The following is a 17,578-nucleotide window of genomic DNA, read 5'->3' on the forward strand; positions in this document are numbered from 1 at the left end:
TGACATAATATTGTTGCTAACTCATGTATATACGCAGTTCTACGACAAATACACTTGCTTGTTAATTTCTTTAAAATCAGTGTTTTGTGAAAATATATTTAAAATAATGCTATTCGTTTTTTTGAATATATGCAAAATATATTTTTACAGGTACTGACGGTTTCAAATATAGAAATAAATTATAAGTTGTCAAGTGGACTAATGATTTTTCTGATAGATTTGTCTGAGACATGGGTGTAGATAAATGTGGTTTTAATATCATTATGACCCAATAACTCTTGTATAAATCTGATGTCGGTGCCGTTTTCTAATAGGTGGGTGGCGAAACTGTGTCGCAAGCTGTGAATGCCGACTTTTTTGGTGATGTTCGCTTTTGTCAGTGCTTTTTTAAATACTTCCTGGATGGTTCGGGGGCTGTATTGTCCGCCATATTGTCCTTCAAATAAATAGGTTTTTGGCTTGTATTGAGTGTAATAGGAGCGAAGCTGATCCAGAATGCTTTCGGGTAAATTCACAAAACGGTCTTTTTTTCCTTTGCCACGCTCAATATGTACCCGCATGCTTTTGCTGTCGATATTCGCTACTTTTAAATTCAGTATTTCACTCAGCCGCAGTCCCATGCCGTAACAGAGTTTGAGCATCGTATTGTGTTTTAAGTTTTCGGTGGCATCAAGTATTTTGCGAACTTCATGCATGTTCAGGGCTTTAGGGAGTTTGCTTTGCTTTTTAGGTCGCGGAATCTCAAGAAATATTCTTTCCTGAAACAATACCTTTTCGTAATAAAATTTTACGGCATTTATGCGGCTGTGCAACGAATTTTCGGATAGTCGTAAATCATCTATGCAAAATATAAGATAACCGCGCACTTCGGTTTCGCCACAATCCTGCGCATTAAAATCTTTTAAATAATAAAGGTATTGTGCAAATTCATGGGCGTAGGCGCGAATGGTGTTCGGACTGTAGCCTTTGAGTTTAAGCTGGTAAATCATGCGTTGAATTTCAGCGCGATTACTTAACGAAATTTTAGATAAGACATATTTGCCTACCGAATAATCTTCCGGCAAATTGAAAAGTTTCCGGTATTCTGCAGAGTCAGGAACATGCCACGCATTTAATTCCGGATTCCATTTCGAACCTTTTAATTCCTTAATCTGATCTTTAAGCGTAGAATTGTATTCAAAACGAATTAGTATAACCCTTTGATTTTTAAGTTCTTCAAAAGTAAAAGTGTAAGGCGAAAAGTCAATCATATGGCGTATAGTTAATAAGCAAATATAATAAATATGTAGTAAATATCCTAAGGAGTCTTGGTTTTTGGTAAAAAGTATTCGATTTGGATTGTGTCGGGTTTTCTTCCAAAACATTCCAAAAGGTTTTAGAGTTTTTCCTCTAGCCCTGATGGCAGCGGCATCCTTTTGTGGAGCCTTGGCGGAACAAAAGATAGAGCGTACAGCAGGAACTGCGATTCCAAATTTGCCCGAACCTCCCGATAGCTATCGGGACGCTCCAAAAAACAAAAAATAAATTTTTTAAAAGAGTTGTATTTTAAGTACATTAAAGTTCATGCTACTTTCAATCAGAGTACTGTAGAGGCAGAATAGGAGCAAAATTGTGTGAAGTGGAATTATTTGATTTTAACAATTGTGTGCGATTCCAAAATATGTCTTATTTTAGCAGTTAAATTGTACGATTATGATTTCTGAAGCTCAGTTTCAAAAGGAACTTGATATAATAATTACGAATGCCATCCGGGAAGATGTGGGCGACGGCGATCACAGTTCGTTGGCCTGTATTCCGGCTTCTGCGACAGGAAAAGCAAAACTTTTAGTGAAAGATGAAGGGATAATTGCCGGAGTTGAATTTGCTAAAATGGTGTTTCAGTATGTGGATCCGAATCTGGAAGTGGAAGTATTCATTAATGATGGAGCTTCAGTAAAATACGGCGATGTGGTTTTTCATGTTTCCGGAAGTTCGCAATCCATACTTAAAGCGGAACGTTTGGTGTTAAACGCCATGCAGCGAATGAGCGCCATCGCAACGAAAACAAAGGTATTCGTGGATTTACTGGAAGGAACCAAAACCAAAATACTGGATACCCGAAAAACAACTCCGGGAATCCGTGCCATCGAAAAATGGGCGGTTAAGATTGCAGGTGGTGAAAATCATCGTTTTGCTTTGTATGATATGATTATGCTGAAAGACAATCATAATGATTTCGCGGGCGGAATTACCAAAGCGATTGAAAAAACGAATGCCTATTTAAAGGAGCACAATCTCGATTTGAAAATAATTGTTGAAGCCCGAAATCTGGATGAAGTTGCTGAAATTCTCAGAAACGAAGGGGTTTACAGAATTTTACTGGATAATTTTGATTACGAAATGACACGTAAAGCGGTTGCAATGATTGGGGATAAATGCTTAACAGAATCTTCCGGTGGAATTGATGAAACTACTGTGCGTCAGTTTGCGGAATGTGGCGTGGATTTTGTCTCATCGGGTGCACTGACGCATTCGATATACAATTTAGATTTGAGTCTGAAAGCAATATAAAGTGATTAGTCGAAAGTCGATAGTCATTAGTGCTAAACTATTGCCTAATACCTAAAAACTAACAACCAAGTAAATGTCCAAAGAAATAGAAGAACAAATCGAGAAGATTCCGGTGCTTAACAAGCTTATGGCTTTTTGTAAGAAAGTAGCAGTTCCCGGTCTGGAAGGTGTGGATCTCTACGAAATTCTGGAACTGTACGGAATCGGAATTGTTCAGGGCGCTTTTTCCTATCGTGCCGGAGCCATTGCTTTTAGCTTCTTTATGGCGCTTTTTCCGTTTGCACTGTTTATTTTGAACCTGATTCCGTATATCCCGTTAGAAGGATTTCAGGAGGATTTTCTGCAATTCGTTTCCGATAGTGTACCACCAAATACTTACGGTGCCATCGAAGCGATTCTGAAAGATATTATGAATAATTCCTATAAGAGCTTGCTTTCGTTCGGTTTTCTGTTATCTATATTTTTGATGTCCAATGGATTAAATGCTGTTTTGGGCGGTTTTGAATCCTCGTATCACGTTAATATAAAAAGAGGGTATTTTCGTCAATATGCCGTTTCGATCTTTTTGTCATTGGTTTTTTCCTTCTTTCTGATTGTAACCATATCTTCAATCGTAGTTTCCGAAGTGTTCATTCAGAAGTTTTCCAGCGCATTCATGCTAGACGATGTATTAATTATTCAATGGGCGCGGAATGCTTTCTTACTGATTATGCTTTTTGTGTCCACTTCCTTTTTATTTAAATACGGAACCCGGGAAACAAAACAGATTCCGTTTTTTAACGCCGGAGCCATGTTAACAACGGTTTTGGTTATTGTAACGTCTTATCTGTTTGGGATTTATGTAGTGCGGTTTGCGCGTTATAACGAGTTGTACGGTTCAATTGGTACACTTCTTGTTTTAATGTTCTACATATGGATTAACTGTATGATTTTATTGTTGGGATTCGAGTTGAATGCGATAATTAATCATCATAAAAGAAAAAACAGTATATTTAACAAAAACCTAAAACAACCATTATGAAAAAACAATTCTTAACATTATTAGTTGTAGCGGTAGTTGGATTATTTTCGGCAACTGCACAGACAACAGAAGTTGGCGGAGTTAAATTGGCGCACAAAGTCACTTTGGAAGGACAAAACTTAGTGCTTAACGGAGCCGGAATTAGAGAAAAGATGTGGATTGATTTATATGTTGGTGCTTTGTATTTGCCCAAAAAGAGTTCCAATGCTGCCGAAATAATGAGTAGTCCCGATGCCGGAGCCATCAAACTGACAATCATTTCAAGTATGATTACCAGTGAAAAGATGATTAATGCCGTAAACGAAGGATTTGAGAATTCAACTAATAAAAATACGGCACCAATCAAAGCTAAAATCGCCCAATTTAAAGCCTGTTTCAAAGATGAGATTAAAGAATGGGATGTATTTGATATCGTGTATGTTCCCGGAAAAGGCGTAGTGGTTTCCAAAAACGGAAAAGAAAAAGGAGTTATTGAAGGCGCCGATTTCAAAAAAGCGTTATTCGGAATCTGGTTATCGGGCAAACCGGCAGATAAAAACCTTAAAACAGCAATGTTAGGGAAATAACCCTCCGCAGAAATATAAATGAAGAGCCGTCCATTGGGCGGTTTTTTTATTGGTTTGAGTTAGTATTTACTTTTTGTTTAAGTAACTTTTTTTCAACACAGATTTCACAGATTGACACAGATTAATCTGTGCAAATTCGTGTAATCTGTGTTTACTGTTTAGGCTGCTAAATAAAAAAAAACAAATAAAACGGATTGCCGCAGATTTTAGAAAAGTAAAAGTGTGTTTTTTGAAGCGTCCCGATAGCTATGGGGAGGTTTGGGCTTCTTTGGTTTCCATGTTCCTGCTGTCCGCTATATCTTTTTACACGGTCATTGTACTTTTATCGGGTCAATGAAGTTCTCGAAATGACCATGTATAAAGGATGTCGCTCCTCCCGATAGCTATCGGGACAGGGCTAGAGAGGAACTTTAAAACCTTTTGTCGTGTTCGTGAAGAAAAAACCTTTGAGATCTTCCTACGAAACCTTTGCGCACCTTGCGAAAATCCTTTGCGACCTTTGCGGTTAAATCCAAAAACATTTAATAATCTGTGAAATCTGTGTTCAATATACAGTTTCAGAACAAACACCTAGCGTCCGTCGCGAAAATCCTTTGCGGTTAAACCCCCAATTAAGCAGTTTATTCATTTTCAAATCTGTGAAAATCCGTGAAATCTGTGTTTGATATTTAGTTGCAGGAATAAAAACCTTTGCGATCTTTGCGGTTAAATCCTCCCAATCAATTTCTGAAATTACTATCCAAAATAAATCCCGGTGACTTATATTTGTAACTCAAAAGTAGTTTATGCCGCATTTCGTAGAAGTCGTTTTACCCTTAGCCCTACCCAAAACCTTTACCTATCTGGTTTCTGAAGCCGAGTTTCAGTACATCCAAAAGGGAATGCGTGTGGCGGTGCCTTTCGGGAAAACTAAAATCTACACCGCTTTGGTCATCGATTTACATCAGAATGCGCCAACGCTTTATCAGGCCAAAGAAATCCATCAGATATTAGACGATGCACCGGTAGTAAACGAATTCCAGATCGAGCATTGGCAATGGATTGCAAACTATTACATGTGTTCCATCGGAGAAGTGTTTAAAAGCGCTTTGCCGTCCGGATTCCTGCTGGAAAGCGAAACCATTATTTCCGCACCAAAGGAGGTTACTGTTAATGCCAAAGAACTTTCGGACAGCGAATTTCTTATTTATCAGGCCTTACAGCAGCAATCGTCTTTAAAAGTAGAAGACATCGTTGCTATTCTAGGAAAGAAAAACGTGTTTCCGGTTTTAAATGCGATGCTCGCCAAAAACGTATTGGTCCTTCAGGAAGAAGTCGCTGAAAAATACAAACCGAAATTAACCCGGTACATCCGTCTGCAAGAGGAATTTTTACAGCAGGAACAGTTGTCGGAATTAATGCAGATCCTTTCTCGCGCCCAAAAGCAACGCGAACTGGTCATGCATTATTTTCAGTTGAATGCCAAAGAGAAAAAACCGGTTTCGGTGAAGCAATTGCTGGAAATTTCCGGAAGCACTTCGGCGGTGGTGAAATCGTTGGTAGACAAAGAAATCTTTGAAGAATATTATATTACAGAGGACCGCGTTTCTTTCGAAAAAGAAGAAGAGTCCGGTTTTCAGTTGAGTCTTCCACAGCAAAAAGCATTTGACGAAATAAAAGAAAGTTTTGATAAGCAATCGGTTACATTATTGCACGGCGTAACGGCTTCGGGTAAAACAGAGATTTATATCAAATTAATCGAAGACTATATCGCTAAAGGACAACAGGTTTTATACCTCTTGCCGGAGATCGCCTTAACCACACAATTGGTTACAAGACTTACGGCTTATTTTGGGAATCAGGTGGCGGTTTTCCATTCGAAATATTCCAATAACGAACGGATTGAAGTGTGGAACCAGGTCTTGCAGCATTCCGATAAGGCAAAGATTGTTATTGGAGCACGTTCGGCTTTATTTTTACCGTTTTTCGATTTGGGACTGATTGTGATCGACGAAGAACACGAGCAAACCTTTAAGCAATTCGATCCCGCACCACGTTACCATGCCCGGGATGCAGCCATTGTTTTGGCATCGCAGCATAAGGCTAAAGTGTTGTTAGGATCGGCTACGCCAAGTCTGGAAACTTATCATAACGTAAAAGCGAAAAAATACGGTCTGGTGGAACTTTTCGAGCGTTACGGAAATGTTGTGTTGCCTGAAATCTATTTGGTCGATTTAAAAGATAAGTACAAGCGAAAGAGAATGAACGGACATTTTTCCGATGATTTACTCGAAGCGATGGCTGAAACCTTATCCAAAGGCGAGCAGGTGATTTTGTTTCAGAACCGACGCGGGTATTCGCCTTTTGTGGAATGCATGACCTGTGGACACGTGCCGCAATGCCCGAGTTGCGATGTGAGTCTGACGTATTATAAATTCAAGAACCAATTGCGTTGTCATTACTGCGGGCATTCAATTGCGAATCCGACGCATTGTCACGCTTGCCAGTCGGTGGATTTGTCGACCAAAGGTTTCGGTACCGAGCAGATTGAAATGGAACTGAAAGCGCTTTTTCCGGAGAAAACCATCGGACGAATGGATCAGGATACCACAAGAGGGAAATTCGGCTACGAGAAAATTATCGATGCCTTTAAAAATCTTGAAATTGATGTTTTAGTGGGTACGCAGATGTTGGCCAAAGGGCTGCATTTCGATAATGTAACGTTGGTTGGGGTCATGAATGCGGATAACATGCTGAATCAGCCCGATTTCCGTTCGCACGAGCGCGCTTATCAGATGATGATGCAGGTGTCGGGACGCGCGGGCAGGAGCGAGAAGCGGGGAAAAGTGATGATTCAGACGTATAATCCGTACCACAATATTATTCAGCAGGTGACCCATAACGATTATAACGGAATGTATAACGAGCAAGTGTATGAGCGTCATAATTTTAAATATCCGCCGTATTACCGTTTGGTGAAGTTAACGTTAAAACATCGGGATTTTGATAAACTGAAAGAAGGTTCGATGTGGTTGTACAATGTTTTGGTGCAACAATTGCAGATTCCTGTTTTGGGTCCGGAAGAACCTGCTATCAGTCGTATTCGTAATGAATTTATCCGTACGATATTAATTAAGATTCCGAATCAGAACCATTTGGGTCAAACCAAAAAAACTACCCAGAGGATACTGAATAGTTTTGAGGCAATTGCTCAGTACAGAGCTATAAAAGTCACGATAAACGTTGATAATTATTAAGCGTTTTCGATGGCTTTTACCAAGTCTTCTTTTTTGTTTCGGCTTAACGGAATTTTATTTGAACCGATTTCGGCAAATTTGCTGTTAAATTTCTCAATTTTATCAATGTTTACGATAAATGATTTGTGAACACGGATAAATTTGTCTTTGGGTAATTCGTTTTCAAAGGCTTTCATTGTTGACAAAACCAGGTGGTTGTCTTCTTCGGTAATCACTTTTACATAATCGCCGTAGGCTTCAATCCATTTGATTCTGGAGATGTAAATTTTCAGTTTTTTTAAATTACTCTTAATAAAGATGTGTGGGCTTTCTTCTTCACCGCCGTTTTCTTTACTTAACGAAATCATGCTTATGGCTTTTTTAACAGCCTGGCTAAAGCGTTCTCGTGTAATGGGTTTGTGAAGGTAATCCGTCGCGGCATAATCGAATGCTTTTACGGCATACTCCGCCTTGGAGGTAATGAAAATTACCTGTGGTTTTGTTTTTAGGCCGTCCAAAAGGTCGAATCCATTAATAACGGGCATTTCGATGTCCAGAAAAACCAAATCCACATTTTTATTTGTGATACAGTTTTTGGCTTCCACAGCATTTGAAAACTCGCCTACAAGCTCCAGATTCGGGTTGTCATTTACTAATTTAGTAATTGTCAATCTTTGGATGCTACTATCATCAACTACGATACAATTTATTTTCATAAGCTTATGGTGAGAGTTAATATCGAAATAAAAATAACTAATATAGTTTGAATAAACAAAGTAATTATGTGAAAATATTGCATTTCATCTAAAATACTAAAAATGCTATTGCGGGTTAAATATAAATCACTATTTTTGCACCCAATTTTATAACAAATAAATTTTTTATTATGAATCATTATGAAACTGTTTTCATCTTGAATCCCGTTTTATCTGAGCAACAGGTAAAGGAAACAGTTAGCAAGTTTGAAGATTTTCTTACTTCTAGAGGAGCAGAGATGGTATCTAAAGAGGATTGGGGCTTAAAGAAAATGGCTTACGAAATCCAACACAAGAAAAGTGGTTTTTACCATTTATTCGAATTCAAAGTGTCACCAGAAGTTTTAATTGCTTTTGAAACTGAATTCAGACGTGACGAAAGAGTTATGCGTTTCTTAACTGTAAGTTTAGACAAACACGCAATCTCTTGGGCAGAAAGAAGAAGAGCAAAATTAAAAGCAGCTAAAGCATAATTATTATGGCAACTTTACAACAATCCGCTTCAGGAAAAAAAGACGGGGATATCAGATATCTAACGCCTTTAAACATAGAAACAAACAAAACTAAAAAGTATTGTCGTTTCAAAAAATCTGGAATCAAATACATCGATTATAAAGATGCAGATTTCTTATTGAAATTCGTTAATGAGCAAGGAAAAATTCTTCCTCGTCGTTTAACAGGAACTTCATTAAAGTACCAAAGAAAAGTGTCTGTAGCTGTGAAAAGAGCTCGTCACTTAGCTTTAATGCCTTACGTGGCTGATTTATTAAAATAATTAAAAATAACAGTTGTTGGTTTCCGGTAAAACGGAACCTAACTTCTCAAATATAAGGACAACAACATGGAACTTATTTTAAAACAAGACGTTCAGAATTTAGGATTTAAAGACGATGTGGTATCTGTAAAACCAGGTTACGGTCGTAACTTCTTAATCCCTCAAGGTTTTGCTATTTTGGCAACACCTTCTGCTAAAAAAGTTTTAGCTGAAAACCTGAAACAAAAAGCTCATAAAGAAGCTAAAGTGGTTGCTGATGCAAAAGCAATCGGTGAGGCTTTAAAAGCTTTGGAGATCAAAATTACAGCTAAAGCAGGTGGTGAGAAATTATTCGGATCAGTTACTAATGCTGACATCGCTGAAATTTTAGAGAAAAACGGTCAGTCTATCGACAAAAAATTCATCACTTCAGGTATCGTAAAACGTACAGGTAAATATACTGCTTCAGTTCGTTTACACCGTGATGTAATCGTTGAATTAGCTTATGAAATCTTAGCTGAACAAGCTTAATTTCAGAATGAATAAGTAGAAAAGTCCCGGTGTAAATCGGGATTTTTTTTTATATTTAACTATAAAAAAAGCTTTAAGCGGTAAGTGTTTCATGCCTACAGCTTACAGCCTTTTGCTTAAGGCTTAAAAAAAAATGAAATATACACGACTTACCAAGGAGCAACTGGAAGAACTGCACCCGGAATTTATTAATTTTCTGGCATCACAGTCGATTGATAAAGACGAATGGGATACCCTAAAAGTCCAAAAACCCGAAGTGGCAGAACAGGAAATTGATGTTTTCTCGGATTTGATTTGGGAAGGTGTTTTGGGTAATGCAAAATACTTGGAGCATTATTCCAAAAATTACATTTTCCTTTTCCATTGTACTGAAGTGCACATGATGACCATTATTATCCGTGCTTTGATCCCTGAAGTTGATTTGCTTAAAAAAGAAGGTCTGCAGTGGTTGAGCGATAATCTCTTTACGGATAATGTTGAGGTTCAGCGTGGTCAGAAAGTTTTTGTAGATGACCGCAACACGGAAATTTTCAATTTGGTTCAGCAGGGTGCTATTTTTACGCAAGGCGAATTATTTGAACAGATGAGTGGTATTTTGGAACAATAGTTTTGTTTTAAAAAGGATATTCTGAAATCGCCATTAATATTAGGTTTTACGTAAGTAAACACCAATAAACATAAGGCAACCCGAGCTTACGGATTAGCGAATCATAACATATATGACCGCCAAAAAATAAATTTTACTTATATGAAAAATTGGTTAAATTAGGTGCATCAAACTAATCTAGCCAATTTTCTTTTTTATGGATGTTTTGCAGACGTTACAAGCCTTACGAAACGAACTTAATCAGCATAATTACAACTACTATGTATTGGATAATCCCACGATTTCCGATTATGAATTCGATTTAAAACTCAAAGAGCTTCAGGAACTTGAGGCAAAGCATCCCGAATATTTCGATGAAAATTCCCCAACACAAAGGGTAGGAGGCGCGATTACCAAAAATTTCGAAACTGTCCCACATGAGTACCGGATGTATTCGCTGGATAATTCCTATTCCAAGGAGGATTTGCTGGATTGGGAGAAGCGGGCGCAGAAAATTCTGGGTGATGTTCCAATGGAATATACCTGCGAATTGAAATATGACGGTGCTTCCATCAGTATTTCCTATGAAAATGGTAAGCTGAAACGCGCGGTTACCAGAGGTGACGGATTTCAGGGAGACGATGTGACCAATAACATTAAAACCATAAAAGCAGTTCCGATCCGGTTAAAGGGTGACTTTCCTGAAAAGTTTGACATTCGCGGAGAAATCATATTGCCCTTTGCCGGTTTTGAAAAAATGAATCAGGAGCTGATTGAAATCGGTGAAACACCATATGCTAACCCTAGAAACACTGCATCCGGCAGCCTGAAACTCCAAGACAGTGCCGAAGTAGCAAAGCGTCCGTTAGATTGTTTGTTGTATTCCTTAATCGGAAATAATCTGCCAATTAAGACTCATTTCGAAGGTTTAGAAAAGGCTCGTCAATGGGGTTTCAAGGTTCCCAAGCAATCTCATTTGGCTAAAAATATGGATGAGGTTCTGGATTTTATAAATTATTGGGACAAGCACCGACACGAAATGCCATATGAAACCGATGGTGTTGTAGTGAAAATAAACGACCTACATCAACAGGATGAATTGGGTTATACTGCAAAATCACCTCGTTGGGCCATCGCTTATAAATTTAAAGCCGAACAGGTTTCGACAAAATTAAATTCGATTTCGTATCAGGTTGGCCGGACGGGTGCTATTACACCGGTTGCCAATTTAGAGCCTGTTCAATTGGCCGGAACAGTTGTGAAAAGAGCTTCCTTGCATAATGCAGATCAGATTGAGAAACTGGATATACGGATTGGTGACGAGGTTTTTGTGGAAAAGGGAGGGGAGATCATTCCGAAAATCATAGGGGTTGATTTGAACAAACGTCCTCAGGATTCCGAAGTAACAAAATACATTACGCATTGCCCGGAATGTCAGACCGAGTTGGAGCGAAAAGAAGGCGAAGCGAATCATTATTGTCCGAATTTCTATGGTTGTCCGCCACAGATTATCGGAAGAATTCAGCATTTTATTACGCGTAAGGCCATGGATATTGAAGGCTTGGGCGGGGAAACCGTAGCATTGCTTTTTAATAATCATCTGGTGACAAATTATGCCGATTTATACGAGCTGAAAAAAGAACAGATTATTCCGCTCGAGCGTATGGCGGAAAAATCGGCGGATAACATGATCAGGGGAATTGAAAAATCGAAGGAAATTCCGTTTGAGCGCGTTTTGTATGCTTTAGGAATACGATATGTGGGAGAAACCGTTGCCAAAAAACTGGCAAAACATTATAAATCGATTGATGCAATAGCTTCGGCTTCGCTGATGGATTTGATTTTAGTCGATGAAATAGGTGAAAAAATCGCTCAAAGTGTCATTGAATTTTTTGATAATCAGGAAAATAGGTTTATCATTGACAGATTAAAACATTATGGGGTTCAGCTAGAGGTTCTGGCAACCGCTGATACTACAGTTTCTGATGTCCTTTTAGGTAAAACATTTGTAGTGTCAGGAGTTTTTGAAAAGTTTTCGCGTGACGATTTAAAGAAAGCAATCGAAGATAACGGCGGGAAAGTGGGGAGTTCCATTTCTGCCAAAACGCATTTTGTGGTCGCCGGGGATAATATGGGGCCAGCCAAACTTGAAAAAGCAAAGCAATTGAACATACCGGTTATCAGTGAAGATGATTTTATAAAAATGATAAATGAATAAAAGTAAACCGGCTTTACTGTTGTACTTTACTGCATCACTGATGTATGTTTTATCTGTTTTTTTTGAATGGGATTCATCGGTGGCACTTTTGTTTAAACCCATGATCTTACCGGCAATTTATTTTTATTATTGGCAGGAGAGTGCGTTCAGACCCACGGTATTATCGTCATTGGCTTTATGGCTTTTTTATATCGGCGATATGATCCTTCTTATTGAAAATCATAATGTTCAGATTCCTTTAATGTTGCTTAATCTCTCCGCCTATTTGATTGTTGGGTACTATGTTACCAAAGATTTACTTAAAATTAAGATTCCTGAACTTTCGAATTTTTTGGTTCTGATTGTCAGCCTTGTCACGGCATTTTTGGTCAGTTTGCTTTATGTAGCGTTGTCGCTAGTGTTTAACGCAGCTGATCCCGATTTTGGATTGCTGACCGTTTATGGTATTGTACTTCTTTTACTTAGCCTTGAAATATTTGCCTATTACTTGTTGAAAAACGATACGTCCGGTTTTTTTATATTGATGACTGTTATTTCTCTTGTCATCAGTGATTTGTTTTATGTGCTTTATAATTATTATGGTCAATTTCAGGTGTTTATAAATATTAATGCTATTTGTCAGGTTGCTTCTTTTTATTTTTTAGTAAAATATTTTTTATACAAGAATCATTACAATAACAATTTGATAACAGATGAACAATAAACCTGCTTTGATTTTGTATTTTATTGCCTGCGCGATTTTTATGTTGGCAGTTGTTATGGGAAGCGCAGAACTTATGCTGATTTCTAAACCAATTATAGCGCCTTCTGTTTTTTTTTATTACATGCAGGAAAAGAAGCAGCGGTTAAATTGGATTTATGTGAGCATTATCTCTTTGTTTTTTATCAGTGATATGATTGTGCTTATTGATCAGGAGAATTTTTTTCTGATAGTTCTTTCTCTTTTTCTCTTGGGATATCTGTTGTTTTTCAAAGGAATTCTCGATGATTTCATAAGGATACGCTTTCACTTTGTGAAAAAGACCCACTTGTTGGTTTTGTTAATAAGTGTTTTTTTACTTGTTTTTTTACTGCTTAGTATGTTGGATATCGTTGTTGAGTTTAATTCGGACTATTTATGGTTATTTGTGATTTACGGTCTCCTTTTGGCATTGATAGGTTTCGTTTCTGCCTGGAATTACAATATGTTTCCGTCCCGATACACTACCTTTATGCTTTTAACCGGATTGTCATTTATAATTTCGGATGTTTTTTATGTTCTGAAAAAAGATTCCCTTGAAATTGAGGTTTTTGATTATTTCAACAACTTTACGCAGGTCTTATCATATTATTTTCTCACCAGATATTTTCTTTTGAAAAAGAACAGATAATGAAATCACAATCACTTAAAAATACTCTGGCTGTTCGTGTTGAGATGTTTTTTTTACCGAGAACCTTTCTCATATATGAGTATCAGAGTATCAGGATTAAGCAAAATCCGTATTATTTAATTCAGAAATAGGATGAATTTTAAAATCGGAAAAACAGGGGCTTCTGACTATCTTAAACTATTTTATCTGGTTTTAAGCGTGATTTTAGTTTATGCGGAATATTTAAGGAATACCGATTTTCTGTATTTTACGAAGCCACTTTTAATGCCCGTTTTGTTCTGTTTGTATTTGGTTAACACTAAGAAAAAGAGTGTAAATTACTATTTTGTCCTCGTGCTTTTCTTTATGTGGATCGCCAATGTTTGTTTTATCAGTGCTGATGAAAAAATGCTTGTGTTGGGTATTGCAAATACTTTTCTCAGTCGGTTATTTGTGTTGATATTACTTTTAAAAAGCGGTAAACGTCCTAAATCAATACCTTTTCTGATTGGAACGTTCCCGTTCGTGATTATTTTTATCACGGTTTTACAACTGTTGAATGATGGCCTTGGTGATGCTTTTTATTTCGTTCTGCTTAACGGAATAGTGGTAATCTTGTTAGGGGGAATTTCATTGGCAAATTATTTTATGGTACCAAGCAGAATAAATACCTATATTTTAATAAATGTTATTCTGTTTACATTTATGCGTTTTATTGTTGCTATTGATTTTTACTATCTTTCTGTTGCAATATTCAGACCTATAGCTATTTTAATATTTTCCGTAGCGCAATACATTTTTTATCTGGCTGTTGTTGGTATGAATCAGGACTCGTCGGAAAAAATTAAACAATAATACTTTTGCCTGTATTGGAAGCGACATTGTTCTTTTTGTCGAAATAAAAATCAATCCTTCCTAAATTTATTCCATAGCATCCCACCTGATTGATAAGTACTTCTTTTCCGTCCCTATTTTTCTCTATCACCGGTTTGTCAAGAAAAGTATGGGTATGTCCGCCTATGATTAAATCGATGTCTGTTGTTTTTTTTGCCAAAGTGACATCGCATATTTTTTCAGGATCATTAGGGTATTTGAAACCCAAATGCGACAGACAGATTACCAGATCGCAATTGTTTTCGTGTTTCAGGATCCGGGTCATGTCTTGAGCGATTTCAACCGGATTGTTATAAATAGTCTCTTTGTAAAGTTGTTTGTTGACTAATCCTTGCAGTTCAACCCCTAAACCGAAAATACCAATCTTTATTCCGTCTTTATGTAAAATTTTATATGGTTTTACAAGTCCGTTGAGAATAGTGTTTTTAAAATCATAATTGGCAGAAACGAAATCGAATTTCGCATGAGGCAATTGTGCATAAAAACCGTCCAGGCCATTGTCGAAATCATGATTTCCCATGGTTGCAACATCATACTGCAGCATGCTCATCAGTTTGAATTCCAATTCGCCACCATAATAATTGAAATAGGGTGTTCCCTGAAAAATATCCCCGGCATCCAACAGCAGTACATTTTTTTCGTCTTTACGGATTTGCTCCACCAAGGCAGCCCTTCGTGACACACCACCCATATTCGGGTTTTTGGGATGATCGGATGGAAAAGGGTCGATGTGACTGTGGACATCGTTGGTGTGAAGAATCGTTAATTTTTTTGGTTTATCCGATAGTTCAGGCGCATCGAAACTGCTTAATGATAATCCTCCCAGTGTCAGTAAAGCAGAACTTGCTGCCGTATTTTTTAAAAAAGCTCTTCTTTTCATTTTCGTTTATTTATTCCAGAATGATTCTCGAAGTTTTAATTACCGGAATTGTATCTGTTTTTTTGAAATAGTCAATAAGCACATTACGCAGTTTGTATTCCATGTCATACGTCTTTTCCGTTTTTTTAAAGAAATTCATATTATCGCCGCCATTTGATAAATAATCGGAAGTGGCTATGTAATAGGTTTTGGAATCTTCAAGCGGCTTTCCGTTAACTGTCAGGGATTTTACGGCCATCGTGTTTTTATCGGCGACTATTTTCAAACCATTCAGCGGGTGCGGTTTTTTTTCTTTCAGAATATAATTCGCCATTTCACGGATTTCAGTTCCTTTTAATTCCACAACTACAACGCTGTTTTCAAAAGGCATTATTTCGTAAGCGGTTCGGGTTGTCACATCGCCTTTTGGCAAAATGGCACGGATGCCACCGTGGTTTAAAAGGCAGATGTCTATATTTTTCTTTTCTCTTGATAGAAAAACGGGATTCACTATTTCAAAGGTCATGTCTGCCATCAGATTTCCAATGGTTGTCTGCCATTCGCCTTTGCTTTTATCCAGAGTTTCAGGAGCGTAAGCCAGAACACTGTTCAGTTCATTGTTTATGTGTTCGCGATAAGGTTTTATGAAATCATCAATGGCTGTAACATCACCCGATTGGGCGGTAACGGGAATCAGTTTTCCTTCAATTTTTGAATTATAGTACTTGTTTCCACTGCAGGAAATCAACAAAAAAACCGAAAAAGCAACAATAAATTGTGTGTAAAAACGGTTATACTTTCTTAACTTTACCATCCGTAAAATGCCTTATTTGGTTAAATTTGTATTTTAAGTAAAATTACTATGTTTTTAAGACTAATGAAGGATTTTTTGATTAAAAAATCAGTTAAGAAATCCTTATCAGATTATAAGCCTGCCGACATCGGGAATAAAATACAAACGATAGGGTTACTTATTGACGAGACTTATTTTGCAAAAGAAAATGAACTTGTTTCAGAGCTTGTTGCCGGAGGTGTGGATCGCAATGCAATTGAAGTTTTGGTATACAAGGATCGGATTAAGAAAAAAGAAACTTTTGAAAACCCTTTTTTCAGCAGGGCAGATGTTTCTTTAAAAGGGGATTTTCGAAAGCAGGCGGTTTTAGATTTTATTGAAAAGCCGTTTGATATGCTTATCAGTTATTACGATATTGAAAAACCTATACTTACGTTGGTTACATTGCAGTCAAAAGCCAGTTTTAAGGTTGGGTTTTCTACCATAGACAAACGACTGAACAGTTTTATGATTACAACCATAGCTGAAAAGCATCAGGAATTTGTAGCCGAATTATTCAAATATTTAAAAATTTTAAACAAAATATAAAATGCAATCATTTGTTGGGACGGGCGTTGCTTTGGTGACCCCATTTAAAAAAGATTTTTCTGTAGATGTTGAAGCACTGAAAAGAATTGTGAACTATGTCATTGACGGCGGAGTGGAATACTTAGTTGTTTTAGGAACCACGGCCGAATCAGCAACACTTAACGCAGACGAAAAGGAATTGGTTATCAGCACAATTAAAGAAGCTAACAACGGAAGATTACCACTGGTTTTGGGTGTTGGTGGAAACAATACCATGAAAGTGGTGGAAGAATTGAAAACGAGAGATTTTTCAGGATTTTCAGCTATTCTTTCCGTTTCACCTTATTATAACAAGCCTACACAGGAAGGGATTTATCAGCATTTTAAAATGGTTGCTGAAAATTCACCGCTTCCGGTAATTTTATATAATGTTCCAGGGAGAACGGCAAGCAATATGCTGCCTTCAACGGTGATTCGTTTAGCAAATGATTTCAAAAATTTAATTGGAATAAAAGAAGCTGCCGGAGACATTGTTCAGGCAATGAAACTGATTCAGGATAAACCAAAAGATTTTCTTGTGATTTCCGGAGATGATATGATTACGCTTCCGATGGTTTTGGCTGGAGGAGCAGGGGTGATCTCGGTTATCGGGGAAGGTTTTCCGAAAGAATTCTCGGAAATGGTTCGTTTAGGATTAGAGCGAAAAGTAGATGAAGCTTATAAATTACACTATTTATTGGCTGACAGTATTGATATGATTTTCGAGCAGGGAAATCCTGGCGGAATCAAAGAAATTTTCAAATCATTAGGTTTGTCTGAAAACACGATGCGTTTGCCGTTGGTGAATGTTAACGAAGATTTAGCAAATCGACTTGATGTTTTTGTAAAGAAAGTTGTAAATTAGCATTTCACTAAAAACC

At 37.4% G+C, this 17,578-nt stretch carries 18 protein-coding genes; 14 read left to right on the plus strand and 4 right to left on the minus strand.

All coding sequences use genetic code 11. From position 1 onward, the window contains the following. Positions 1–179: 179 nt before the first annotated feature. Positions 180–1,250 carry a tyrosine-type recombinase/integrase gene (locus FLJC2902T_RS11580; RefSeq protein WP_023579980.1) on the minus strand — a complete coding sequence of 357 codons (1,071 nt, stop codon included), beginning with the start codon at positions 1,248–1,250 and terminating at the stop codon, positions 180–182. Positions 1,251–1,692: 442 nt separating this feature from the next. On the opposite strand from FLJC2902T_RS11580, the gene nadC reads away from it, so the two are divergent. From nadC to priA, 4 genes are all read left to right on the plus strand, one after another. Beyond that, positions 1,693–2,550: a carboxylating nicotinate-nucleotide diphosphorylase gene (gene nadC, locus FLJC2902T_RS11585; protein WP_023579982.1), complete on the plus strand. Its 858-nt coding sequence runs from the start codon at positions 1,693–1,695 to the stop codon at positions 2,548–2,550. Between the two features lie 73 nt (positions 2,551–2,623). After that, positions 2,624–3,571: a YihY/virulence factor BrkB family protein gene (locus FLJC2902T_RS11590; RefSeq protein ID WP_023579983.1), complete on the plus strand. Its 948-nt coding sequence runs from the start codon at positions 2,624–2,626 to the stop codon at positions 3,569–3,571. Next, positions 3,568–4,137 carry a chalcone isomerase family protein gene (locus FLJC2902T_RS11595; RefSeq protein ID WP_035678516.1) on the plus strand — a complete coding sequence of 190 codons (570 nt, stop codon included), beginning with the start codon at positions 3,568–3,570 and terminating at the stop codon, positions 4,135–4,137. Before FLJC2902T_RS11590 ends, FLJC2902T_RS11595 begins: the two co-directional genes overlap by 4 nt. 785 nt (positions 4,138–4,922) lie before the next feature. Then, entirely contained in the window at positions 4,923–7,373 is a 2,451-nt protein-coding gene (gene priA, locus FLJC2902T_RS11600) for a replication restart helicase PriA (RefSeq protein ID WP_023579984.1), read from the plus strand. Here priA and FLJC2902T_RS11605 read toward each other — a convergent pair. Then, a complete protein-coding gene (locus FLJC2902T_RS11605) occupies positions 7,370–8,068 on the minus strand; it encodes a LytR/AlgR family response regulator transcription factor (protein WP_035678518.1) in 699 nt (232 codons plus the stop codon). The two genes, priA and FLJC2902T_RS11605, sit on opposite strands and share 4 nt — an antisense overlap. Before the next feature lie 170 nt (positions 8,069–8,238). Here FLJC2902T_RS11605 and rpsF point away from each other — a divergent pair, with 170 nt between their 5' ends. From rpsF to FLJC2902T_RS11645, 8 genes are all read left to right on the plus strand, one after another. Further along, on the plus strand, positions 8,239–8,580 hold the full coding sequence (rpsF, locus tag FLJC2902T_RS11610; protein ID WP_023579986.1) for a 30S ribosomal protein S6: 342 nt from the start codon (positions 8,239–8,241) through the stop codon (positions 8,578–8,580). Positions 8,581–8,585: 5 nt separating this feature from the next. Beyond that, entirely contained in the window at positions 8,586–8,882 is a 297-nt protein-coding gene (gene rpsR, locus FLJC2902T_RS11615) for a 30S ribosomal protein S18 (protein WP_007138295.1), read from the plus strand. Between the two features lie 66 nt (positions 8,883–8,948). Further along, positions 8,949–9,392 (plus strand): 50S ribosomal protein L9, encoded by a 444-nt coding sequence (rplI, locus tag FLJC2902T_RS11620; protein WP_023579987.1) that lies wholly within the window; start codon positions 8,949–8,951, stop codon positions 9,390–9,392. Positions 9,393–9,525: 133 nt separating this feature from the next. After that, positions 9,526–9,999 (plus strand): DUF6495 family protein, encoded by a 474-nt coding sequence (locus FLJC2902T_RS11625; protein ID WP_023579988.1) that lies wholly within the window; start codon positions 9,526–9,528, stop codon positions 9,997–9,999. A gap of 196 nt (positions 10,000–10,195) precedes the next feature. Beyond that, a complete protein-coding gene (gene ligA, locus FLJC2902T_RS11630) occupies positions 10,196–12,196 on the plus strand; it encodes an NAD-dependent DNA ligase LigA (RefSeq protein ID WP_023579989.1) in 2,001 nt (666 codons plus the stop codon). Beyond that, positions 12,189–12,899, plus strand: a complete 711-nt coding sequence (locus FLJC2902T_RS11635; protein ID WP_035678522.1) for a hypothetical protein — start codon at positions 12,189–12,191, stop codon at positions 12,897–12,899. The genes ligA and FLJC2902T_RS11635 overlap by 8 nt, the downstream gene beginning before the upstream one ends. Next, complete coding sequence (locus tag FLJC2902T_RS11640; protein WP_035678525.1) at positions 12,889–13,566, plus strand: lysoplasmalogenase family protein; 678 nt, start codon at positions 12,889–12,891, stop codon at positions 13,564–13,566. The genes FLJC2902T_RS11635 and FLJC2902T_RS11640 overlap by 11 nt, the downstream gene beginning before the upstream one ends. Positions 13,567–13,698: 132 nt before the next feature. Next, a complete protein-coding gene (locus FLJC2902T_RS11645; RefSeq protein WP_023579991.1) occupies positions 13,699–14,400 on the plus strand; it encodes a lysoplasmalogenase family protein in 702 nt (233 codons plus the stop codon). On the opposite strand, the gene FLJC2902T_RS11650 is transcribed toward FLJC2902T_RS11645, so the two are convergent. Both FLJC2902T_RS11650 and FLJC2902T_RS11655 read right to left on the minus strand, forming a co-directional pair. Continuing rightward, positions 14,390–15,319: a bifunctional metallophosphatase/5'-nucleotidase gene (locus FLJC2902T_RS11650; protein WP_023579992.1), complete on the minus strand. Its 930-nt coding sequence runs from the start codon at positions 15,317–15,319 to the stop codon at positions 14,390–14,392. The two genes, FLJC2902T_RS11645 and FLJC2902T_RS11650, sit on opposite strands and share 11 nt — an antisense overlap. Before the next feature lie 10 nt (positions 15,320–15,329). Continuing rightward, positions 15,330–16,112, minus strand: a complete 783-nt coding sequence (locus tag FLJC2902T_RS11655; RefSeq protein WP_023579993.1) for a 5'-nucleotidase C-terminal domain-containing protein — start codon at positions 16,110–16,112, stop codon at positions 15,330–15,332. 48 nt (positions 16,113–16,160) lie between these two features. Here FLJC2902T_RS11655 and FLJC2902T_RS11660 point away from each other — a divergent pair, with 48 nt between their 5' ends. After that, on the plus strand, positions 16,161–16,679 hold the full coding sequence (locus tag FLJC2902T_RS11660) for a DUF6913 domain-containing protein (protein ID WP_023579994.1): 519 nt from the start codon (positions 16,161–16,163) through the stop codon (positions 16,677–16,679). 1 nt (position 16,680) lies between these two features. Further along, positions 16,681–17,562 carry a 4-hydroxy-tetrahydrodipicolinate synthase gene (gene dapA / locus FLJC2902T_RS11665; protein WP_023579995.1) on the plus strand — a complete coding sequence of 294 codons (882 nt, stop codon included), beginning with the start codon at positions 16,681–16,683 and terminating at the stop codon, positions 17,560–17,562. Positions 17,563–17,578 lie beyond the last annotated feature (16 nt).

This window comes from Flavobacterium limnosediminis JC2902, assembly GCF_000498535.1.
Lineage (GTDB): Bacteria > Bacteroidota > Bacteroidia > Flavobacteriales > Flavobacteriaceae > Flavobacterium > Flavobacterium limnosediminis.